21 protein-coding genes are annotated in these 20,826 nt (G+C 60.6%); 12 read left to right on the top strand and 9 right to left on the bottom strand.

What is annotated here, in order from left to right; translation table 11 throughout:
* Nucleotides 1-173 precede the first annotated feature (173 nt).
* Nucleotides 174-1,031, bottom strand: coding sequence for a LysR family transcriptional regulator (locus tag QZ638_RS10445; RefSeq protein WP_295809778.1), 858 nt, complete (start codon nucleotides 1,029-1,031; stop codon nucleotides 174-176).
* Nucleotides 1,032-1,157: 126 nt separating this feature from the next.
* Between QZ638_RS10445 and QZ638_RS10440 the strand changes: the two genes are divergently transcribed.
* The 6 genes from QZ638_RS10440 to QZ638_RS10415 all read left to right on the top strand — a co-directional run bounded on the left by QZ638_RS10440 (nucleotide 1,158) and on the right by QZ638_RS10415 (nucleotide 6,433).
* Nucleotides 1,158-2,663, top strand: a complete 1,506-nt coding sequence (locus QZ638_RS10440; protein WP_295809776.1) for an ABC transporter substrate-binding protein — start codon at nucleotides 1,158-1,160, stop codon at nucleotides 2,661-2,663.
* Nucleotides 2,664-2,714: 51 nt separating this feature from the next.
* Nucleotides 2,715-3,116, top strand: a complete 402-nt coding sequence (locus tag QZ638_RS10435) for an ABC transporter permease (protein WP_295809774.1) — start codon at nucleotides 2,715-2,717, stop codon at nucleotides 3,114-3,116.
* Between the two features lie 6 nt (nucleotides 3,117-3,122).
* Nucleotides 3,123-3,650, top strand: coding sequence for an ABC transporter permease (locus QZ638_RS10430; protein ID WP_295809772.1), 528 nt, complete (start codon nucleotides 3,123-3,125; stop codon nucleotides 3,648-3,650).
* Nucleotides 3,651-3,655: 5 nt separating this feature from the next.
* Nucleotides 3,656-4,480: an ABC transporter permease gene (locus QZ638_RS10425; RefSeq protein ID WP_366936232.1), complete on the top strand. Its 825-nt coding sequence runs from the start codon at nucleotides 3,656-3,658 to the stop codon at nucleotides 4,478-4,480.
* Nucleotides 4,481-4,483: 3 nt separating this feature from the next.
* Nucleotides 4,484-5,461 (top strand): ABC transporter ATP-binding protein, encoded by a 978-nt coding sequence (locus tag QZ638_RS10420; protein ID WP_295809767.1) that lies wholly within the window; start codon nucleotides 4,484-4,486, stop codon nucleotides 5,459-5,461.
* A gap of 72 nt (nucleotides 5,462-5,533) precedes the next feature.
* Nucleotides 5,534-6,433, top strand: a complete 900-nt coding sequence (locus QZ638_RS10415; RefSeq protein ID WP_295809766.1) for an ABC transporter ATP-binding protein — start codon at nucleotides 5,534-5,536, stop codon at nucleotides 6,431-6,433.
* Nucleotides 6,434-6,450: 17 nt separating this feature from the next.
* On the opposite strand, the gene QZ638_RS10410 is transcribed toward QZ638_RS10415, so the two are convergent.
* Entirely contained in the window at nucleotides 6,451-6,729 is a 279-nt protein-coding gene (locus tag QZ638_RS10410) for a hypothetical protein (RefSeq protein WP_295809765.1), read from the bottom strand.
* A gap of 3 nt (nucleotides 6,730-6,732) precedes the next feature.
* Here QZ638_RS10410 and QZ638_RS10405 point away from each other — a divergent pair, with 3 nt between their 5' ends.
* Nucleotides 6,733-7,380 (top strand): serine hydrolase, encoded by a 648-nt coding sequence (locus QZ638_RS10405; RefSeq protein WP_295809761.1) that lies wholly within the window; start codon nucleotides 6,733-6,735, stop codon nucleotides 7,378-7,380.
* 331 nt (nucleotides 7,381-7,711) lie between these two features.
* Nucleotides 7,712-8,473: a siderophore-interacting protein gene (locus tag QZ638_RS10400; RefSeq protein WP_295809759.1), complete on the top strand. Its 762-nt coding sequence runs from the start codon at nucleotides 7,712-7,714 to the stop codon at nucleotides 8,471-8,473.
* A gap of 126 nt (nucleotides 8,474-8,599) precedes the next feature.
* On the opposite strand, the gene QZ638_RS10395 is transcribed toward QZ638_RS10400, so the two are convergent.
* A complete protein-coding gene (locus tag QZ638_RS10395; protein ID WP_295809756.1) occupies nucleotides 8,600-9,514 on the bottom strand; it encodes a LysR family transcriptional regulator in 915 nt (304 codons plus the stop codon).
* A 130-nt stretch (nucleotides 9,515-9,644) separates the two neighbouring features.
* On the opposite strand from QZ638_RS10395, the gene QZ638_RS10390 reads away from it, so the two are divergent.
* The 4 genes from QZ638_RS10390 to QZ638_RS10375 are packed head-to-tail and all read left to right on the top strand — an operon-like array spanning nucleotide 9,645 to nucleotide 13,971.
* Nucleotides 9,645-10,928, top strand: a complete 1,284-nt coding sequence (locus QZ638_RS10390) for a TRAP transporter large permease (protein WP_295809753.1) — start codon at nucleotides 9,645-9,647, stop codon at nucleotides 10,926-10,928.
* A gap of 28 nt (nucleotides 10,929-10,956) precedes the next feature.
* A complete protein-coding gene (locus QZ638_RS10385) occupies nucleotides 10,957-11,940 on the top strand; it encodes a TRAP transporter substrate-binding protein (protein ID WP_295809750.1) in 984 nt (327 codons plus the stop codon).
* 15 nt (nucleotides 11,941-11,955) lie between these two features.
* Nucleotides 11,956-12,489 (top strand): TRAP transporter small permease subunit, encoded by a 534-nt coding sequence (locus QZ638_RS10380; RefSeq protein ID WP_295809747.1) that lies wholly within the window; start codon nucleotides 11,956-11,958, stop codon nucleotides 12,487-12,489.
* A gap of 30 nt (nucleotides 12,490-12,519) precedes the next feature.
* On the top strand, nucleotides 12,520-13,971 hold the full coding sequence (locus QZ638_RS10375) for an amidohydrolase family protein (protein WP_295809746.1): 1,452 nt from the start codon (nucleotides 12,520-12,522) through the stop codon (nucleotides 13,969-13,971).
* A 61-nt stretch (nucleotides 13,972-14,032) separates the two neighbouring features.
* Here QZ638_RS10375 and QZ638_RS10370 read toward each other — a convergent pair whose 3' ends face one another.
* From QZ638_RS10370 to QZ638_RS10345, 6 genes are all read right to left on the bottom strand, one after another.
* Nucleotides 14,033-15,484 carry a sulfatase gene (locus QZ638_RS10370; RefSeq protein ID WP_295809744.1) on the bottom strand — a complete coding sequence of 484 codons (1,452 nt, stop codon included), beginning with the start codon at nucleotides 15,482-15,484 and terminating at the stop codon, nucleotides 14,033-14,035.
* 3 nt (nucleotides 15,485-15,487) lie between these two features.
* On the bottom strand, nucleotides 15,488-16,408 hold the full coding sequence (locus QZ638_RS10365) for a carbohydrate kinase family protein (protein ID WP_295809740.1): 921 nt from the start codon (nucleotides 16,406-16,408) through the stop codon (nucleotides 15,488-15,490).
* A complete protein-coding gene (locus QZ638_RS10360; RefSeq protein WP_295809739.1) occupies nucleotides 16,405-17,448 on the bottom strand; it encodes an ABC transporter ATP-binding protein in 1,044 nt (347 codons plus the stop codon). The genes QZ638_RS10365 and QZ638_RS10360 overlap by 4 nt, the downstream gene beginning before the upstream one ends.
* A 3-nt stretch (nucleotides 17,449-17,451) precedes the next feature.
* Complete coding sequence (locus QZ638_RS10355) at nucleotides 17,452-18,285, bottom strand: carbohydrate ABC transporter permease (RefSeq protein ID WP_295809735.1); 834 nt, start codon at nucleotides 18,283-18,285, stop codon at nucleotides 17,452-17,454.
* A complete protein-coding gene (locus QZ638_RS10350; RefSeq protein WP_295809794.1) occupies nucleotides 18,282-19,157 on the bottom strand; it encodes a carbohydrate ABC transporter permease in 876 nt (291 codons plus the stop codon). The genes QZ638_RS10355 and QZ638_RS10350 overlap by 4 nt, the downstream gene beginning before the upstream one ends.
* A 147-nt stretch (nucleotides 19,158-19,304) precedes the next feature.
* Nucleotides 19,305-20,570 (bottom strand): ABC transporter substrate-binding protein, encoded by a 1,266-nt coding sequence (locus QZ638_RS10345; RefSeq protein ID WP_295809733.1) that lies wholly within the window; start codon nucleotides 20,568-20,570, stop codon nucleotides 19,305-19,307.
* Between the last annotated feature and the right edge of the window lie 256 nt (nucleotides 20,571-20,826).

Genomic DNA, 20,826 nt, shown 5'->3' with positions numbered 1-20,826 from the left:
CTAATACGTATTAGTTATGCGTATTAGCTAACGGGAGTGCGCGAAGATGTCAAGCTCCGGGCGGGAACGCCCTCGGAGTGCAGCAGGCTTCCGTGCGTGCAGCATGGAGGCGCTGCCGTTGCCTGTGGAGAATGGTTGGCGGGGAAGGCCGGCGAAACCGGTTTCAAAAGAAGCTAGACGAGCCTTTCGAGCAGCGCCTGCACGTCGGCCCGGATCGGTTCGTTGCGGCGATAGAACAGCACAAGACTGATCGCCGGAACGTCGGCGACCGGTCGTACCGTCAATGTTTCGGGCAAATCTTCAATCGTGAAAGCATCCACGATTCCCACCCCGCCGCACGCATCGATGAGATCACAGACCGTGGAGCAGAACGGCACGACGCAATGCGGATCGTAGGAAAAGCCGTGCGCCTCGAAGACTCTCCGGATCACGGCCCCCATGGGTGACCATTCCGGATCGTAGCACACCAGGGCGCGCCGCGCGATGTCGCCCACCTGGAGGCGCTTCTTCCGGGCCAGCGGATCGCCGACTTTCATCACCGCATAAAGATCAACGGAGGCCAGATGCTCGGCGTGAAACTCGGCTTTGGGCGGGAAAGCCATTTGAAGTCCGATGTCAGCATCGCCGCGCCTCACATCGATCTCCGGCTCCGTCACCCGCAAGCGCAGCCGCTTGCGCCAGTCGGCGTAACCGGCGTGCAACAACCGTGGTGCCAGAAAACCTTCCACGATCGCCGGCGTCACCGAGATACACACCGGGCGCTCGGATTCATTGCGCAAGTTTGGAATTTTGCTGCGGACATGGACATGCGTGCTGAAGATCGGCGCGGCGGTTGCAAACAATTGCTGCGCTTCGGCGGTCGGCTCCAGCCGTTTGCTTGCCCTGTGGAACAGCGAAAAGCCCAGATGCGCTTCCAACCGCTTGAGTTGCGCGCTCACTCCAGGCTGCGAAATGCCGAGGACACGTGCCGTTTCCGTCGTGGTCCCCACCCGCATCAGGGTGCCGAAAAGCTCGATCTCGCGCAGATTCATTATCAGCCAGCTGATTGATACCCGCTTATTAATAATTTTTTCTCCCCCTTTGGCAAGTCTAAGTTCAACTCCATCGAGGCTTGGCTGCGTTTCTGCCTGGTCGAGGATAAAGATAAGGGGAATAAAATGAGACGAGCAATCAAGGCATTCGCCCTGGCAAGTTGCCTGGCACTGGCCGGACCGGCAGTCGCGCAGGCCGAACCAATCCGTGTCGCCATCGGATACGATCCCGTGTCGCTCGACCCGATCGCGACCAGCGACAACGGTTCCATTTGGACGCAGCTTCTGCTGTACGACACGCTGATGCGGCCTGACCGGACAGGCGAGAAGCTGGAACCGGGATTGGCCGAATCCTGGTCGGTCTCCGAAGATGGATTGACCCTGTCGTTCAAGCTGCGCGAAGCCAAATTCTCCGACGGCACGCCCGTCACAGCCGAGGATGTGGAATTCTCCATACGCCGCGCTGCATCGGAAGCGTCGAGTTGGGGGCGTTTTTTCCGTCCCATTACGGATTTCGAGATCGTGAACGATCGGGAGATCGTGATGAAACTCGACGAGCCCTTCACGCCGGCCTTCAACAATCTGGCACTTTTCTCCGCCGCCATTCTGCCCAAGGCGAAGGTCGAAGCGGGGGAAGAAGCCTTCTTCAACAATCCGGTCGGGTCCGGTCCCTTTATGCTCAAGGAATGGGTGCGCGGATCTCGCGTGGTGCTCGCCCCCAATCCGCATTATTGGCAATCCGGCAAACCTTCGGCCGACGGCGCAGTCCTCGAAGTCGTCACCGAGGCTTCCGCACGGGTGATCAAGCTCGAAGCGGGCGAAGTCCACGTCGTCCTCGACCCGCCGCTCAACCAGTTGGAAGCCCTGGACGAGAAAGAGGGGATCTCGGTCGGCAGCACGATGCCTTATCGCGCCGATTTCGTGATGTTGAACAACAAGCGTGAGCCATTTGACAACGATAAGGTGCGCCAGGCGCTGAACCTCGCCATCGACAAGGAGGCTCTCATCAAGGGTGTTCTGTACGGTGCCGGCACGGTCGCCGCCAGCGCAATGCCGGTCATGGCCTATGCCGACAAGGACCTGCAACCTTATCCCTACGACGTCGCCAGGGCTCGCGAGCTCATGGCTGAAGCGGGTTATCCCGACGGTTTCAGCGCCGAAATCCTGGTGGATTCCGGCAAGGCCGGTCATCGCAACGTGGCGATCGCGATACAGGCCATGTTGCAGGCCATCAATGTCAAACTCGACATCCAGATGCTGGAGGGCGGCACACAATGGGAGACGACCAAAGCCGGCAATTATGACATGGCGCTCTCCTATACCACGTCCGATACGGTCGACCCCGATCAGATCATCGGCTTCGTGGCCGTCAATCCGGAACGCGCCAATGCCTATCACACCGAATGGAAAAGCGAGCGCCTCAACGATCTTTACAAGCAAGAGCGGGTGACGCCAAACGGCGAGGAACGCGGCGAGATGTTCCGCGAGATGGTGCAGATTCTGCATGAAGGAGCACCCTATATCTATCTCTATCACCCCTCCGCCGCATGGGCGGCGCTGGACAATGTGGAGGGTTTCTCGATCCTTCCGACTTCAAACTTTCGCCTGGAAGACGTCTCCATCGAAAACTAGGTGAAATCTGGCAGCGCCTGTCCCGGCGCTGCCCCTACAGGCCCGCATATCATGGCTCAATCCATCCTCAGACGTTTTCTGCTTCTGATACCGGTTCTCATCGGCATAACGATCATCAGCTTTCTGCTCCTGCAGGTAATGCCGGGAGACCCCGCAGAGCGGGCCATGGGAACGCGCGCCAGCGCCGAGGACCTGGCCGCAATGCGCAGTCAGTGGGGCCTCGACCTGCCGCTCTGGAAACAATATCTGATCTTTCTGCGCGATTGTCTCACCGGCAGCTTCGGCACGTCGATCTTCCATCAGCGGCCGATCTCTGCTCTGGCAATGGAACGGCTTCCCTACACGCTTGGCATCGTCGTCTACTCCACGATCATCGCGCTGATCATCGCGTTGCCTTTTGCCACATTGGCAGCATTGCAACGTGGCCGGCTCGCCGACACGGCGATCCGTTAGCTTTTTGTGCTGATCATAGCCATGCCGCCTTTCTGGTTGTGCTTCGTGTTCATTATCGGCCTGGCACTCAACCTTGGCTGGTTTCCGACCGGCGGTGTGGGAACGGGCTTTCTGGAAAATCTGCATCGCCTGTTCCTGCCGTCGCTGGTTGTCGGCCTTTCCACTGCGGCTCTTGTCCAGCAGAGCCTGCGGGCGACGCTGATCGACACGATGAAGGCCGACTATGTTGACACCGCACGCGCCAAAGGTCTCTCGGCCTCTCAGGTCTTCCGCAGGCATATTTTTCCAAACAGCCTCATCTCGACGATTTCGATTATCGGTGTGCGCGTCAGCTGGATCATCGGTGGCACGGTCGTTGTTGAGAAGATATTTTCCGTTCCCGGCCTCGGCAGCCTGCTCATCGACGCCATCATTTCGCGAGACTTCCCGATCGTACGGGGCCTGACGGTGTTCTTCGCCGTCCTCGTCGTCACGGTGAACCTCATCACCGATATCGCTTACTCCCTGGCCGATCCCAGGGTCCGGTTGGATTAAACGTCGTGCAGCAACTTTTATCTCTCTACTTCCGGAGTCCCGCCGGTGTGATCGGGTGCCTTATGCTGCTCGTTCTCGTAGCGGGCGTTGTGCTGACTCCGGTTCTCTCGCCACACGACCCCTTTGCACTCGACTTTGCCTCCGCCGTGCAGCCACCCAGCCTCACCCACTGGTTCGGCACCGACAATTTCGGCCGCGACATCTTCGCCCGTGTCATGGCGGGCGCTGTGTACGATCTGCGTCTCGCGCTCGTGTGCGTTTTCGGCCCGATGATGGTCGGCATCGGGGTGGGCCTGGTGGCAGGCTACTACGGCGGAACGATCGACCGTTTCCTGATGCGCATTACCGATATCGTCTGGGCCTTTCCATTCTATGTGCTGGTTCTGGCAATCGTTGGCGTTCTAGGTCCCAGCGAAAGCAATCTGTACATAGCGTTCTTTCTGGTCAACTGGATCGGCTATGCCCGCATCGTTCGTGGTGAGACGCTGGTTGTCGGCAGACTCGAATACATCGAAGCCGCACGCGTGCTTCGCTTCAGCGACGGTCGGGTGATGGGACGGCACATATTGCCCAACACCGTGACGCCGGCCCTCGTCTACTCGATGTCGGACGTGGTGTTGACCGTGCAGGCCGTCGCCGCACTGTCCTTCTTCGGGCTGGGCGTACAACCGCCAGCGCCCGAATGGGGTCTCTTGATCGTCGAAAGCATCGACTACCTGCGCGAGGCACCGTGGATGACCATCTTCCCCGGTCTCGCCATCGCTTGGGTCGGCGTTGCCTTTTCCCTTGTTGGCGAAGGTCTCGCCGCAACATTGAAACCGAAGGGATAGCAGATGCCACTCCTTTCCGTTCAGGATCTCGTCACCGAGTTTCACGGACCCAGCGGGGCGGTCCGAGCCGTCGATCGCGTCAATTTCGATATTCAGCCTGGTGAGATATTCGGCATCGTCGGCGAATCCGGTTGCGGCAAATCGGCGACATGCCGCTCGATTCTCCGCCTTTTCGGCGGCGCCAATGCGCGGGTCGCCGGCGGTCGCATCATGTTCGACGACCGAACCGATCTCGCATCCTTGCCGGAGCGCGATCTCGGCAAGATCCGCGGCAATGAGATCGCCTTCATCTTTCAGGATCCTTTGACCGCGCTCAATCCGACCATGCGCATCGGTCGCCAGATTGGGGAAGTGATTGAGAATCACGCAAAAGTGTCGCGCCGCGAAGCGCGTGAGCGTGTGTTGGGTCTGATGCGCGACGTCCATATCACTTCGCCCGAGCGTCGCCTCGACGCCTACCCGCATGAATTGTCGGGCGGATTGCGGCAACGCGTGATGATCGCCATGGCCCTCGCGCTCCAGCCGCGCCTCATCATCGCCGATGAACCAACCACCGCGCTGGATGTCACGGTCCAGGACCAGATCTTGCGACTTCTGCTCGACCGGCGCGATAAAATGGGAACCGCGATCATCATGGTTACGCACGACATCGGCGTGATCTCCGAGATTTGCGATCGTGTGGCTGTAATGTATGCCGGACGCATCGTGGAAACCGGTGCCGTCGACGACGTTCTCGATCGAGCGCAACACCCTTACACCAAATCTTTGCTCGCAGCCCTTCCGTCACTCGCGCAACAGGGCAAGCCGCTGATTCCGATCGAAGGCAGCCCGCCAAATCTGCTGGCACCGCCACCCGGCTGCCGTTTCGCACCCCGTTGTACCGCCGCGCACGGCAATTGCTCGCAAGATCCGGCGCCCGTTCTCATGCATCGACGCGGAACAGCGTCCGGTCACGCCGATGCCTGTATTCTGGAGCGTTAAAACATGTCGGTAATGGTTCTCGACGCCGTATCGCGCCGTTTTCCTGTTCGTCGCGGCCTGTTGGACATGATCATGAGACGTCCGGCACCCGCGCTACAGGCCGTCAGGAACGTGTCCCTCGCTTTGAGGGAAGGAGAAACACTCGGCATCGTCGGTGAATCGGGTTGTGGCAAGAGCACGCTGGCCCGCCTGGCTGTCGGCCTCCAGACACCGGATGAGGGAAGCGTTGCCTTCGGAGGCAAGCTCATGACCGGTCCGGATCCGGACGGTCGCGTACAGATGGTTTTCCAAGACCCATATTCGTCGCTCAATCCAAGAATGACCATCGGTGCCCAACTCGACGAGGTGGTGGCGAGGTATCGTCCGGATGTCGGTCGGCGCGAACGAACCGCAGAGAGCCGTCGTCTCCTCGATCAGGTCGGCATGCCCCCGGATGCTGCCTTAAAATATCCTCACGCTCTGTCTGGCGGGCAGCGCCAGCGCGTTTCGATTGCCCGTGCGCTTTGTCCGCAGCCACAGGTGCTTGTCGCGGATGAGCCGGTATCCGCCCTGGATGCCTCGGTTCAAGCGCAGATCATAAATCTGTTCCAGCGATTGAGTGCGGAACGGGGCATCGCGATCATCTTCATTTCGCACGATATGCAGGTGATCCGTCACCTCTGCGATCGAGTGGCCGTGATGTATCTCGGTGAAGTCGTCGAATTGCAGGCTAAGGCGGAGCTTTTCGAGCGACCGCTTCATCCCTATACGCGCGGCCTCATCGATGCCGTGCCGGACGTGACCCGGCGCGGACGCCGCAGCCGCAAGGCACTGTCCGGAGAGATACCGGACCCGTTCTCGACGATCGAGGGTTGCAGGTTCTCCGGCCGCTGTCCCATGGCCGAGGCGGCCTGCAGCCGGCAGCAAACGCTTCGCGTCATTGATGGCGGAGGCGCCGTGCGCTGCTGGAAGGCGACGCCGGATCCGCGTTGAAAGTTCAGGAGAAATCATCAATGTTCTTTGATCATGATTCCCGGTGGCAACGGGCCGGAGAAGTTACGGTCGAACGTTTGCTCGCACGATTTGGCCAGCACGGCCTGCACCCCGAGAGATTCGGCCTTGTGGTCTTGCGCGAACGGCAGAATGCGCGCCCTGTCGGCTATGCCTGGCGCGGAGACTGGCAATGCTACCCATGCAGCCTGGTCAAGGTCTTCCACCTGATTCACGTTCTCAACGTCCTCGATGCGGGACGTATAGAACCGCATGAAGATCTCGACCGGGCGCTTCATGACATGATCGTCTGGTCCTCCAACATGGCGACAAACTACGTTATCGATCTGATCACCGAGACCACCGGAGATACTCTGCTCGATAGCGACGCTCTTACGCAATGGATGGAGAAAAGGAACGAGACAAACCGCTTTTTCCGCAGACTCGGGTGGGAGGAGTTCGCCACCTCCAACATCGCACAGAAGCTGATGGATGACACACGCTACGGCCGCGAAGCGCAGTTTGCCGGTCGCAAGGGCGAGAATCTGAACGTGCTGACGCCCTTGGTCGCAGCCCGTGCCTTCCACGAGCTTTTCGACGGGATAATCCCGCTCTCGGCTGAAAGCCGGGTCCGCGCCATGGATACGCTTCGCCGCAACCCCGATGCGCCCGATGCGGCACTCCCCGGTTACCAGTTGCGTGAATACCTGGGCGGCGGGATTCCAGCGGGTGTTCCGATCTGGTCGAAAGCCGGACGCAACTCATGGACCGGTGATGCCAACGCCTCCTATTTCAAACACGATCTGGTGAGGCTCGCACCGGCGAATGCCGACCCGATGATCATCGCCCTGATGACTCAGGGCAAGAGCCTGTGCGACGATCTGCCGATGGCATTTCCTGAAATGGGGCAAATTATTTTCGAGACATTCTCCGACGCCACCAGCCGTTGACCCCCTATACTGCTGATTTCCGCATGACGGACGGACAACGGTGCGCCGGAACCGCGCGAAGGTATCCCAAGCGGTATTATCTGACCTTGCTCCTGGATCCGGACGGCAACAATATCGAGGCAAGCTATCTCGGCGATAAGGTTCGAAACGCTGAGCCAGCGGCAAAGCGGCCTCCGCAAGCCGTGACCCTTGCAAGATTTTGTGGGCCGGTGCCGCAACGATCCGTATCTGCAAGGTCTTTTGGAAGCGCGAGAGCGGCCGTTTTCCGGCGGTTGTGCGTTCCCTGTCGAGGGTCGTTGCAAAACTGGATGGCTACATTCATATTAAGGCCATGAACAAGCGATCCGAACCGAGCATTTTCGAAGTCCTCTCCACAAAAATGGTCACGCCGAACATGCGCCGCGTAACCATCGGCGGCCAAGGTTTGGCAACGTTTCCCCATGGACAGGATGGCGGCTACGTGAAGCTGATGCTTCCAGGCCAGAGCACAGCCAACAAGCCCTTGGTGCGCACCTATACGATCCGCCGGCAGAGTGCCGATGCCCTCGATATCGATTTTGCCCTGCATGGCGATGAAGGCAGCGGCGGTCCGGCCGTTTCATGGGCGCAAGAGGCCAATCCCGGCGAGGAGATACGGGTTGGGGGGCCCGGACCTGCCAAACCGCTCTCGCCCGATGCCGACTGGTATTTCGTGCTCGGCGACATGACCGCTCTGCCCGCCATCGCGGTCAATCTGGCCACGTTGCCCGACGATGCGATCGGCGATGTCCTGATCGAGGTGCAGACGCAGGACGACAAACAGGATCTCCAGCGTCCCGAGGGTGTCGCGCTGCATTGGCTCATCAATCCAGAACCGGGACTTAAACCCGAATTGTTCGAGCAGGCCGCCCGAGCTATTCCCTGGCGACAGGGCCGCGTTTACGCCTGGTCCGCAACGGAATTCGAGGTCATGCGGCGGATGCGGTCCTACTTGCGCGGCGAGCGTGGCCTGGGAGCCGACCAACTCTATATCTCCAGCTACTGGAAACAGGGCCTTGTCGAAGATCAGCACCGCGTCGTCAAAAGGGCTGATGCCGAACAGTCACGGGCATAACGAGGCTTTTGGGGTTTTGGGATAAATCCGAGATCGCGTCCCGGCGCCGGCCTCGGCCAGCGGCGTTTCCGATCATGCCGAACGAACGGGCTTTGGAGAACGATCGCCGGTGCCCGAAGCCCGGCCCTAGAACCGCATCTTACCCGCTTCCCAATCGACCAGCATCTGGCGCATTTCCTTCAGGAAGAGCTGACTGGCGACTTTGCTGGCACTGGCGCCGATGGAAATCGACTGGATCTCCAGTGGCAGATCCGGCTCCAGCGGCAAGGTCACGAGCCCGTCGAGCCCGTGAAATGCAGCGGTGAATTCGTCGACCACCGCCGAGCGCTGCATCGCCGACACCAGATGTGGAACGGTGACCAGAGTGTTGCCGGTCACCGTATTGTCAAAGGGCAGTCCGCGCTCCAGTAATGCCTCGTTCAGCACACGCCCGATGGGACCGCGCGGCGTCAGTCCCAACATCGGTGCAGTGCTCAGATCCTCCAGCCGAACCCGGTCAAGCCGGGTCAACGGACCATCCTTCGGGCTGAGCACGACGAGGCGGCCGCGCCCAAGCGGCTCCGTCGAGATGTCGTCCGCCTGGAATTTGCCGATGACCAGCCCGACATCGACCATGCCCGCTCGAATAGCCTGAATCTGTTGCTGGGCGGTGCCCACATCCACCGCGACCCGCAAGCCGGGCATCGCGTCCAGCACCTTGCGCAGAGCGTTGGGCACGAAATGCGGGGTAAACAGTCCGACCGACATCACCAGCAATCGCGTGCCGACACCCTTTCGCAGCGAATCGATGCGCCGCTCCAGCCGACTGATCCCGTCATACAGGAACCGGCTTTCGTTATAGATGGCGTCGGCCTCCACCGTCGGGATCACCCGCCCCTTGTCGAGAACGAAAAGCGTCAAGCCGATCGCCGCCTCGAGATCGCGCAAATGGCGGCTGACCGTGGGTTGCGAAAGGTTCATTTGGCGCGCGGCCGCGGTGATCGACTGCCGCTCGTAAACCGCACAGAACACCTGCAAACGCTGCAACGTCAATGGTTTCACAGATGCTGTCTCCCACCTCTCTCGGTCATCCATACATATACACTATGGAATAGTGAAATATTTTCTATTTCCTAATGCAAGCCGTTTCGCCAGATTTGTATGAGCCACCGGGGAGGGAAACCGAAGAGCCATGCAGGCGCCGCTGATTATCGCATTTACCGTTTTCGGTCTGATGGCCGGCGCCGCAATCGCCTACGTGATCGGCGCCTCCGCGATACTGACCTTCATCGCTGCGGACCGTCAGATGTATATGGCGGTGCTGCCCCAGCGGCTCTTCAGCCAACTTGACGTCTTCGCGTTTCTGGCGATGCCGCTCTTCATCTTCGCCGGCGATCTCATGAACCGTGGCGGTCTGGCGACGGCGCTGATCGATTTCTGCATGTCCTTCCTGGGGCGTCTCAAGGGCGGTCTGGGCCATGTCAACGTGATGACCTCGGTCTTCTTCGCCGGTGTTTCCGGCTCCGCGGTTTCCGATGCGGCAGCGCTCGGCAATTCGCTGGTGCCGGAGATGCGTCGACGCGGCTATCCGCTCGATTACGCGGCGGCGATAACCGGCGCATCATCGATTATCGGGCCCATCATCCCGCCTTCATCGATCCTGATCTTCTACGGCGCGCTGATGGAGACGAACGTCACCGCGCTTTTCGCCGCCGGCATTCTGCCCGGCCTGCTCCTGGCCGGCGTTCTGATGGCGATCAACGCCTATTACGCCCATCGCGACGATCACCCCGGCGGACGTGGCGAGGAAGTGCCCGCCTTTTTTCCTTCATTGCTGAAGGCCTTGCCGGCCATGACACTGCCGGTGATCATTCTCGGCGGAACGCTTTTCGGCTTCATGACCCCGGCGGAAGCGGCGGTCGTGGCGGTGATCGCCGCCCTGGTTGTGGGTTTCACACATGGCAATCTGACCTGGCGGCAGGTGGGGGCCAGCCTGCAGCGTACGGCGGTCATGCTCGGCGGGCTCTTCATCATCCTGTGCGCGATCTCCACCTTTTCCTATATCGCCGCCCTCCTGCAATGGCCCCAGGCCATCAAGGCGACGGTCGAGGACTGGAACCTGAGCTCGCTGCAATACCTGATGCTGATCAACCTGATCTTTCTCGTGGCCGGCATGGCGATGGACGTGAAAGCCGCGGTGGCGCTGTTCGCGCCCATCTTCGCACCCGTCGCAATCGCCATGGGCGTCGATCCCGTACACCTGGGCATTGTGATTTGTTTCAACATCACCACGGGCCTTTTGTCGCCGCCGCTCGGCGGTGTCCTGCTGATCCTCGCCACCACGGTTCGCATGAACTACTGGCGCCTGATACGCGCGACCCTGCCTTTCTTCCTGGCCGAAGTCGCACTGTTGCTGGTGCTGACCTACTTCCCGGAGATTTCTCTGATCATTCCACGCCTGTTGGGGCTCGCTTGATGAAACCAAAACAAAACGGAGGAGAAAAATGACCTTTCTACCCAAAGCCTTCGCCATTTCGGCACTGGCCTTCTTGACCGCCACCGCGCACGCGGCCGACATCAAGATCGCGATGAACGGCGCCGACGATACGGCGACCAATCCGGAAGCGGCCTTCGCCCACGGCTTCGCGGATGCACTCGAAGGCACCGATTTCGAAGTGTCCATCTTCCCGTCCGATACGTTGGGCTCGGAAAAAGAGCGCTTCGACCAGGTGGCCCAGGGCCTTCTCGAGGTCAATCTGGCCGCCCTTTCCACCGGTTTCGGCATGTCGCCGCTGATGAAGGGCATCCAGCTCCCCTTCTTCTTCCAGAGCCGTGAAGAGATCGACGCGGTGCTGACGGAAACCGACATTGCCGAACAGATGAACGCTCCGCTTCTCGACAATGGCGTGCGCTTCGTCGACGTGAACTATATCGGCATGGATATCGGCATTCACAATTCCAAGAAGCCCATCGCCAAGGTCGAGGATATGTCCGACCTGCGCTTCCGCGCGCTCAACAGCGAACAGATCGCGCTTCAGGAAGCCCTGGGCTCGACCGGCACGATCGTGTCCTGGTCGGAAGTGGCGAATGCCATCCAGACCGGCGTTGCCGACGGTTATTTCAATCCGCCGAATTCGGCCATCCGCACCGGACACACCGAGTTTCTCAAGCACTTCACTCCGGCGGACATCACACCGTCCTCGCGGATCGTTCTGATCTCGGAAGACTGGTACGCCTCTTTGAGCGACGAGGAGAAAAGCCAGATCGACACCGCTTTGGAAGCCGGAAAGAAGGCGAACCGGGATTGGGTCGACAGTTGGGCCAGCGACGTGCGGGCAAAACATGAAGCTGCCGGCGTTACCGTCACCGAGCTTGCCGAAGGCGAGCGCGAGAAGATGGCGGAACTTGCGCAGAGCACCTGGTCGCCCTCGCTTCCGGACGATCAGTTGAAGATCTGGACCGACGCGCGCGACGCCGTCGCAAACTAAGCAGTGGTTGCCCCCATGGAACGCATCGCCAAAAACGTTATCCGCTTTAGCGACGGGCTCAATCGTGTCGCCACGGTCGTTGCCGGAGTGGCGCTGGTGGTCCTTGTGGGGGCTGTCATGCTCCAGGTTCTGGCGCGCTATGTCTTCAACCAGCCGCCGGCCTACACCGAGGAACTGGCGCGATACGCGATGATCTGGGCCGGTCTGATGGGAGCCACGATGTCTTTCAAGCGCCGGTTCGACCCGGCGCTCTTCAGCGGCGAGGCTTCACGGCATGTCCTTCTCGGACTTGCAGCCGCGCTGATGCGATCGGCCGTGGTTCTGATCTATCTCCTGCCGATCCTGTGGTACGTTTTCTACGGCCCAAACATGAACCCGGCGCGCGGCTTTCTGCTGCGCCACAGCCGCACCATGGCCGATGCGCTGCCCTTCAGCACCTTCTGGGTCGCCGTGGCCGTGCCGATCATGATCGTTTTCATTCTCATTCATCTCGCCGCGCGCTGGTGCGGCGATGACGGCGTGCCGCCCGCGGACAGCGACGCCACCTGACCTTCGACGCAACAAAACAGGAGCCTTCCCATGCACGCCGATCTCATCATCCGCGGCGCAGACATCATCGACGGAACAGGCGCCCCCCGTCGCAAGGGTGATGTGGCCGTGAGCGACGAGCGCATTGTCGCCACCGGAGATCTGAAGCACTGGACTGCCGGCCGCGAGATCGAGGCAAAGGGCCGGGTCGTCGCACCCGGCTTCATCGACCCGCATGTGCATCACGACGCGGCGATGTTCACCCAGCCCGATATGGAATTCATGACCTCCCAGGGCGTCACATCCATCATCAACGGCAATTGCGGCTTCTCCATCGCGCCGCTGGTTCCAAAAGGCGAAATTCCTGCCCCTTTGCGCATGATCATCGAGGATGAGGCGCTGAGCTTCGAAACCTACGCGGCCTATCGCGACCGGCTTCTGGCGGAACCGGCGGCGGTCAACGCGGCCTGCCTGATCGGGCATTCCACCCTGCGCGTGAACGAGTTGCCGGACCTGAACAAACCCGCCGACGCGGCACAGTTGAAAGAAATGTGCCGCAAGCTGGACCGCGCGCTCGGCGAAGGCGCCATCGGCTTGTCCACCGGGCCCTTCTACCCGCCATCACGCGCTTCCACGACGGAGGAGCTGATCGAAGTCGCGAAAGTCACCCAGGCCCACGGAAAACTCTATGTCACCCATATGCGCGACGAGGGCGACCGAGTGGTGCAGGGTCTCGAGGAGACCTTCACCGTCGGGCGCGAAGCCTGCTGCGGCGTGCATGTTTCCCACCACAAATGTGCGGGGCTCGCAAACCATGGCATGTCGGTCACCACGCTGAAAATGATCGATGACGCAATGCAGGAACAGGATGTGGGTCTCGACACCACCCCATGGATCGCTTCGTCGACGATTCTCGATTCCGGCAGGCACAAACAGGCGACCCGGGTGATCGTGGCCGAGAGCATCCCCCATCCGCAGATGGCGGGCCGCGATCTGTCCGACATTGCCAAGGAATGGGGCACCGACATCGACAGCGCCTTGCAGAAGCTCCTGCCCGCAACCGGCATCTTCTTCATCATGAGCGAAGACGACGTTCAGCGCATCCTGTCCTACGAACACACGATCATCTGTTCGGACGGCATCCCCACCGGCAAGCATCCTCATCCCCGCGTCTGGGGCACTTTCCCGCGCGTGCTGGGCCATTATGCCCGCGACCTCTCGCTGTTCTCGCTGGAGGAGGCTGTGCGGCGCATGACTTCCATGCCCGCCGACCGTTTCGGATTGGGCGGCCGCGGACGCATTGCAGTCGGCGGCTTTGCCGATCTCGTGGTCTTCGATCCCGACACCATTGCCGAAGGCGCGACTTTCGAAACTCCGATCCGTCCGGCTGTCGGCATCGACCGGGTGTTCGTCAACGGACGCGAGGTCTGGGTCGATGGCGAGAAGACCGGCGCGCGTCCCGGCCGCCCGCTCGAACAAACCGCCCCCTGTATGGTGGTCTGATCGTATCCGTTCTCCGGCGGACCCTGCTTGAGCCGTTCCCGGCGAGAACCGAAGAACCGGGCTAATCCTTGAGGCCGCGCACCGGGGCGCTTTTAGAGTGCCCCGGGTCTCCATCGCCGGGTTGCGTCACATCGAAGTCGAACCGGTCGGGAAGAACGAGCCCCTGTTGCAGATGGTGCGACACCGCGCGAACTGAAACGCCGTCGCGGAAAAGCCACGGGTCCCGCGTCTCCCGCTGCCAGCGCTCCATGCGCGTGCGCAGATCGGACAGACGTTCCGCATGATCGGGATCGCTTGCAAGATTGCGAACCTCCTCGGGATCGGCATCCAGATCGTAGAGTTCTTCCGCGGGACGGCGAATATAGTTTTCGAGCGAACGCTCTCCGATCATGGGCGGTGCGTGGTTGCGTATGCCTTCCCAGGATAGCGATCCATAAAGATCGCCGGAGAAGGGAAAATCCAGTTTCCAGGCAACATTGCGGTGATATTTGTAGCGCGGGGTGCGCAGGAAACGGGTTGGCCAATAGTTGGTGATCTCATGGAATGTGTGCGAGCCGAACACGATCTGCCAGTCGGGCAGAAGCTCGGTTTCCTCCAGAATTGTCAGCACCGAGCGGCCACGGCGTGCGCCCTCCCCGCCTTGCCAGCCTGCCCAGTCCAGAAAGGTCGGCAGTACGTCGGCGAACGAGACAAGATTGGGATTGGCGATTCCGCCCCGGCGTCCGGGAACGCGCATGATCAGCGGTAGATGAACGCCGGCGTCGTACAATGTCGTCTTGGAATTCAGGAACGGGGCGCCATTATCGCTCAGGAAGCAGACCAGCGTGTCGTCGGCAAGACCCGCCGCCTCGAGGGCGCAAAGCACGCGCCCCACCCCCTGATCGAGCCGGTGGACGGAACTGTAATAGGCTGACAATTCCGTGCGCACTTCTTCAATATCAGGCAGGAAGGGCGGCACCGTTACGTCCTCCGGCGCGTAGCGCTTCTTGCCGACGTCCGTGTCGAAATCCTCATCATTGCCGAACCCGCCGCGCGTCATATCGCGGTGCGGATCGACAAAACCGACGGTGAGGAAAAAGGGGCGCGCCTCGCGCTTCGCCCGTTCGAAGAACGCCTCTGCACGGCGCGCCACCCAACCGATATTGCGGGTCGCGCTCTCGTCGCGCACCGCCCATGGGTAAATGGATGGCGGCCCCACATGCACCTTGCCGACAATGCCAGTGAGATGGCCGAGCCGATTGAACAGGGACGGCGCCGTTTCGACATGGTCGAAGGTCATGAAATGGTGATTGTCGTGATGCAGGCCGTATTGACCGTTCTCGTGGGTATGAAGGCCCGAATAGATCACCGAGCGACTGGCGCTGCACGAAGCCGTCGACGTAAAGGCCATGTCGAAGCGCGTGGCTGAGCCGGCCAGCGCATCGATGTGAGGCGTGTCGACCGCCCGCTCGCCATAGCAGCCGAGCATGCGCCCGAGATCGTCGGCAATAAGCAGCAGAACATTGCCCGCCATCGTTCAGGCCGCCGGCTCTAGCGGAGAGGAAGAGCGGGGGAACTCCGAAATAACCCGGCCGGCCACATCGATGCCACGGGCGAGTGCCTGCCGAATGGGAGCGCCGGAGGCGACGGCATGCAGATAACCGGCGTTGAAGGCATCGCCCGCCCCCACCGTATCGAACACCGAAAGATCGCGCGCGCCGCATTCGACGACCGTCCCGTCACAGAGACACAACGCACCTTCCGGGCCACGCTTGACGATGAGCCGCGCGCCCTTGCGCAGCCGGGGCGCAAACCAGATCAAGGCCTCGTCCAGCGTGTCGGCGGCGGCAAGACCGGCGGTTTCCTTTTCGTTGAGCAGAACATGGTCGGCACGCTCCAGCCAGGCCGTCGCCCGGCTACGCACTTCCGGTGTCCACCCCTCGCCCGGCCAGCCAGGGTCGATTGCCGTTTCCGCACCCCGCTCCCTGAGGGACCGCAGCAAAGCATCGTGGTCCGGCAACAATGCCGGCATGGTGAAGGCCCCGCTGAGCAGAGCCAGACTGGCGGACATGTCCACATTTTCTGTGACCGTCTGGAAAAACGCCAGATCGAGACGATCCAAATGGCCGTTGGTGGAAAAGAAGGTGCGCTCGGCACAGGCATGCAGAATGCCGACGGAAATGCTGGTGCGGAGCGGCAATGCCGCCACACGATCGAGCGGACCGCTGAATTGTTGCGCGATCATCCGACCCGCCGAATCGCTGCCCACCGCAGACAGAAAACCGCATGGATGTTGCAGCCGCTGAAGGGCAAGCGCGGTGTTTGCCGCCGATCCGCCGGTTCGAAAATCCGACTGGGGCAGGAAGATTTCCGTCCCCGGTTCCGGCCAGTCATCGATGCAACCCGTGACGAGGTCGAGATTTGCATTGCCGATGACAAATATCGTTCGTTCGCTCATTCCGACCCCTCTTCCGCCACCGGCCCACCGACTGGCCCACCGACTGGCTTGCCGTCTTCGTTGAAGCGGTGAATGCTGCCTTCGCGCGGCGTGACAAACACCGTGTCGCCGGCCTGGAACCCGTGATTGCCCACCGCTCTTGCATTGATCATGCCCGACGTGTCCGTGGTGACATGGATGAACGTGTCGCTGCCGAGCTTTTCGACCAGAGCGACCGTACCCTTCCAGCGCCCCTCGGTTCGCGAGACATCGAGATGCTCGGGGCGAACGCCCAGCGCGTGGACGCCGGCAGCGGCCGGCTCCGCCCCCTCGATGAAGTTCATTCTCGGAGAGCCGATGAACCCGGCGACGAAGCGGCTCGCCGGCTGCTCATAGAGCTCGAGCGGCGTGCCGACCTGCTCGATCCGCCCGGCATTGAGCACGACAATCCGGTCCGCCAGCGTCATCGCCTCCACTTGGTCGTGGGTGACGTAAACCATTGTCGTTCCGGTAAGACGCTTGTGCAGGCGTGCGATCTCGATGCGCGTGTCGACACGCAGCGCCGCGTCGAGATTCGATAGCGGTTCGTCGAACAGAAACACTTTCGGCTGACGTGTGATGGCGCGGCCGATCGCGACGCGCTGGCGTTGACCGCCGGAAAGCTGCTTGGGCTTGCGGTCGAGATACTGCTCGATCTGAAGCATGCCGGCCGCTTCCCGCACGCGCCGGTCGATCTCGTGTTTTGAAAGCCGCGCCTGCTCCAGGCCGAACGCCATATTGTCGTAGACATTCATGTGCGGATAAAGCGCGTAGGACTGGAAGACCATGGAGATGCCGCGCTTGGCCGGCAGAACCGAATTCACGCATGTGCCATCGATGAAAAGTTCGCCGCCGGTGATATCCTCCAGACCTGCAATCAAGCGCAGAAGAGTGGATTTTCCGCAGCCCGACGGGCCGACGAAAACGATGAACTCGCCCTTCTCCAGCGACAGATTGATGTCGTGTAGCACTTCGACACTGCCGAAGGATTTTTCGACCGACCTGAGTTCAACAGAAGCCATGAGTTACCCTTTAACGGCTCCGGCGGTGAGGCCGGAGACGATCTTTCGCTGGAAGATGAGAACGAGCACGACGAGCGGCAGCGTGACGATCACCGACGCCGCCATGATGTTGCCCCAGGGGATCTCGAATTCGCTGAGGCCGGAAATGAGAGCGATGGCGACCGGGACCGTGCGCTGGGAATCGGTCGACAGGAATGTGAGCGCGAAAAGAAATTCGTTCCACGCATGAATGAACGCCAGCAGCCCGGTGGTGACCATGGCCGGCCACATGAGCGGCAGGAAGATGCGCCAGATGATCGTAAACGAAGAGGCCCCGTCCACGATGGCCGCTTCCTCGATCTCCACCGGCAGCTTGCGCATGAAGGTGGTGAGCACCCAGACCGTGAACGGAAGCGTGAAAATCATATAGGAGAACACGAGCGACCACAGCGAGTTGAACAGGCCGAAGGCACGGATTACCTCGAACAGGCCTGAAAGAACCGCGATTTGCGGAAACATGGAAACCGAGAGGATCGTCAGCAGCAGCAGGCCGCGACCGCGGAACCGGATACGGCTCAACGCATAAGCGGCGGTGACGGCCAGAAACAGGGAGATGAAAACCACCACCGTCGCCACGAAAACGGAGTTCAATATCTGCTTTCCAAAGACGCCATCGGAAATCATGGCCCAGTAATTCGCCAGCGAAGCAGCCTGCGGCAGATAGTTGACGTCGAAGATCGACTGCCCCGATTCCAGCGATGTGAGGATCGCGTAATAGAAGGGGAAAACCGCCTGCAGGACGATCGCGCTCACCAGAGCATAGAATGCGCTTGTCTTGATCCAGCCGGGAAACGTCATCGTTCGTCCGCCTCCACATTCATGCGCGTCGCCCAGATGAAACTGATGGTCAAAAGGGCGATAATCAGGAACAGCAGCGTCGAAGCGGCCGAACCGTATGCGAACTTGTCGAAGTCAAAGAGGTTTTCGCGCGCAAACACCGACATGGTGCGTGTGCGCTCATTGTTCGGTGTCAGCACATAGATGATGTCGAAGACGCGCAGCGCATCGAGCGCCCGGAACACGATGGCTACCAGAACGGCGGGCATGATCAGCGGCCAGGTAACACGGCGGAAAAGCCTTACCGGGCCGACACCATCCAGACGCGCCGCCTCGTAGATGTCGCCGGGTACCATCTGCAGACCGGCCAGAATGAGCAGCGCCATGAAAGGCGTGGTCTTCCAGATATCGACGATGAGAACAGCAAGCATCGCCGTGTCCGGAGATGCGGTCCATGCAACGGGCTCGGCGATGATATGCAGCCTGAGCAGAATATCGTTCAAAATGCCGAACTGGTCGTGCATCATCCACGCCCACATCTTGGCCGACACGATGGTTGGAATCGCCCAGGGGATGAGAACCGCAGCGCGAACGAGGCTTCGTCCACGGAATTCGCGGTTCAGCACCAGCGCGATCACCAATCCGAAAAGGGTCTCGAAGAAAACGGAGATGATGGTGAAGCGCAGCGTATTCCAGACGGCCCGCCACCAATCGGCATCCACCAGAAGCCCGAAATACTCGCCCTCCCCGTCACCGTAGTCGAGATATTCGAGATAATTGCGAAAACCCACCCATTGCGCCTCGGCAATGAGATCGATGGAAGCGTCGGTGAAACCGAAATAGATCGTGCGGATGAGCGGATAGGCCGCGACGGACGCCAGCACGAGCAGCATCGGCGTGAGAAACAACCAGGCAGACACGATGCGTTGCCTGGAAAGCGTTGATATGCCGGCATTGCTCGCCACGTGGTCCCACCCTCCATTTCGGAAAACACGCTGCGCCTTGCCGTGCGGGAAGGCGCAGCGCGGATTGCCCGTCTCCTACCAGGCCGAACCGCGCAGGCGATTGAGCCTGGCTTCCAGCTTGCGCAGATTCTGTTCGGCCGAACCATCGCCGGAAAGCGTATTGTGAACGGCGGTCCAGAACTCGGACGACACTTCATTGTATTTGCGCTTGGTTGCCGCCGACGGGCGCGGCAGGGCATTATCGACGACAGGCTTCCAGAGCGGAATGAACTCCTGCGCTTCACCCACCTCTTCATCCTCATAGACGGCGTTGAGTGTCGGCGGGCGCGAGGTGACGATCGCGCGCTCCTTCTGATTGTCGTAATTGTTCAGGAAGCGCACCAGTTCGATCGCCTCATCCGGGTGCTTCGAATATTTGGAGACACCTAGGTGCCAGCCGCCCAGCGTCGCCGCCGACGTCTCGCCTTCCGCGCCGACAGGCAGGGTGGTGACAGCGAACTTGTCCTTGACCGGAGAATCGTCGCCGGCGGCCAGCGCGTAGGCATAGTTCCAGTTGCGCATGAACACGGCGTTTCCGGACTGGAAGACGCCGCGTGAATCCTCTTCCTTGTAGTTGAGGACGCCTTCCGGTGCGATATTGCCGATCCAGGATCTGGCGAGTTCCAGCGCTTCGACCGCCTTGGGATTGTTAATGCCGACGCTGCCATCGGTCTCGACGATGCGCCCGCCGCCAAAGCTGGCGATCCACTCCTGTGCGTTGCAGGTGAGCCCCTCATAGGCGGCTCCCTGAAAGACGAAACCCCACATGTCGGAATTGCCGGCCTCGCGCTCGGCATCCATGATGCGTTTTGCGGTTTCCGTCATCTGCTGCCACGTTTCGGGCACCGGTTCGTCGTATTTCTCCAAAAGGTCCTTGCGATAGTAGAGCGCCGGCGCGCCGAGAAACATGGGCAGGGCGACCAGCTTGTCATCGACGGTTTGCGATTCAACCGAAGCAGGGACGAAGTCGCCGATGATGTCCTTAGTGTGCTCCTTGAGATCAATGAAATGCTCCGCAATTTGCGGCGCCCCGATGACGTCGATGCGGTAGACGTCGATATCGCTCGACTGAGCGGCCAGCCAAAGCTTGTATTGGCCAAACTGATCGGTGGTGGATTCGGGCATCGAGACGATGTTGACCGTGTGGCCCGTCTGTTCCTCGAACCGGTCGAGTTCCGCGCGCAGAACCTCGTTGTCCTTGCCGATGGCACCGTGAACGATGTTGAGTTCGGCGGCACTGGCCGAATACACCAGCAGCGAACTGCCGATGACGGCCGTCGCCAATGTCTTCAATGTTTTCATGATAACTCTCCCTTGGTTTGTTCCCACCTGACTTCTTGCTTTCCGGCAGATCTGCACCGGTCGGACGAAACGCCTCCTCATGCACTGCCCCGCATTCGGCAAAACACGGGCGACGCCCAGGCCATCTGCCCATTGACCTGGCGCAATCGCACATAGACGTTTTCGCCATCCTTGAATTCTCCAAGCTCCACCGAGCCGCCCCACTGCCATTCATGGGGCCGCGGCAGAGCGTGAAAACGATAGGCCGGGCTGTCGA

This window comes from uncultured Nitratireductor sp., from assembly GCF_913053745.1.
Lineage (GTDB): Bacteria > Pseudomonadota > Alphaproteobacteria > Rhizobiales > Rhizobiaceae > Nitratireductor.
This window is presented reverse-complemented; position numbering and strand designations above follow the sequence as displayed.

What these genes read in the sequence shown, in the direction of transcription:
- QZ638_RS10445 (WP_295809778.1), bottom strand. Translation starts at nt 1,031, where the DNA reads ATGAATCTGCGCGAGATCGAGCTTTTCGGCACCCTGATGCGGGTGGGG.
- QZ638_RS10440 (WP_295809776.1), top strand. Translation starts at nt 1,158, where the DNA reads ATGAGACGAGCAATCAAGGCATTCGCCCTGGCAAGTTGCCTGGCACTG.
- QZ638_RS10435 (WP_295809774.1), top strand. Translation starts at nt 2,715, where the DNA reads ATGGCTCAATCCATCCTCAGACGTTTTCTGCTTCTGATACCGGTTCTC.
- QZ638_RS10420 (WP_295809767.1), top strand. Translation starts at nt 4,484, where the DNA reads ATGCCACTCCTTTCCGTTCAGGATCTCGTCACCGAGTTTCACGGACCC.
- QZ638_RS10415 (WP_295809766.1), top strand. Translation starts at nt 5,534, where the DNA reads ATGAGACGTCCGGCACCCGCGCTACAGGCCGTCAGGAACGTGTCCCTC.
- QZ638_RS10410 (WP_295809765.1), bottom strand. Translation starts at nt 6,729, where the DNA reads ATGAAGCGCCCGGTCGAGATCTTCATGCGGTTCTATACGTCCCGCATC.
- QZ638_RS10405 (WP_295809761.1), top strand. Translation starts at nt 6,733, where the DNA reads ATGATCGTCTGGTCCTCCAACATGGCGACAAACTACGTTATCGATCTG.
- QZ638_RS10400 (WP_295809759.1), top strand. Translation starts at nt 7,712, where the DNA reads ATGAACAAGCGATCCGAACCGAGCATTTTCGAAGTCCTCTCCACAAAA.
- QZ638_RS10390 (WP_295809753.1), top strand. Translation starts at nt 9,645, where the DNA reads ATGCAGGCGCCGCTGATTATCGCATTTACCGTTTTCGGTCTGATGGCC.
- QZ638_RS10385 (WP_295809750.1), top strand. Translation starts at nt 10,957, where the DNA reads ATGACCTTTCTACCCAAAGCCTTCGCCATTTCGGCACTGGCCTTCTTG.
- QZ638_RS10380 (WP_295809747.1), top strand. Translation starts at nt 11,956, where the DNA reads ATGGAACGCATCGCCAAAAACGTTATCCGCTTTAGCGACGGGCTCAAT.
- QZ638_RS10375 (WP_295809746.1), top strand. Translation starts at nt 12,520, where the DNA reads ATGCACGCCGATCTCATCATCCGCGGCGCAGACATCATCGACGGAACA.
- QZ638_RS10370 (WP_295809744.1), bottom strand. Translation starts at nt 15,484, where the DNA reads ATGGCGGGCAATGTTCTGCTGCTTATTGCCGACGATCTCGGGCGCATG.
- QZ638_RS10365 (WP_295809740.1), bottom strand. Translation starts at nt 16,408, where the DNA reads ATGAGCGAACGAACGATATTTGTCATCGGCAATGCAAATCTCGACCTC.
- QZ638_RS10360 (WP_295809739.1), bottom strand. Translation starts at nt 17,448, where the DNA reads ATGGCTTCTGTTGAACTCAGGTCGGTCGAAAAATCCTTCGGCAGTGTC.
- QZ638_RS10355 (WP_295809735.1), bottom strand. Translation starts at nt 18,285, where the DNA reads ATGACGTTTCCCGGCTGGATCAAGACAAGCGCATTCTATGCTCTGGTG.
- QZ638_RS10350 (WP_295809794.1), bottom strand. Translation starts at nt 19,157, where the DNA reads ATGCTGCTCGTGCTGGCGTCCGTCGCGGCCTATCCGCTCATCCGCACG.
- QZ638_RS10345 (WP_295809733.1), bottom strand. Translation starts at nt 20,570, where the DNA reads ATGAAAACATTGAAGACATTGGCGACGGCCGTCATCGGCAGTTCGCTG.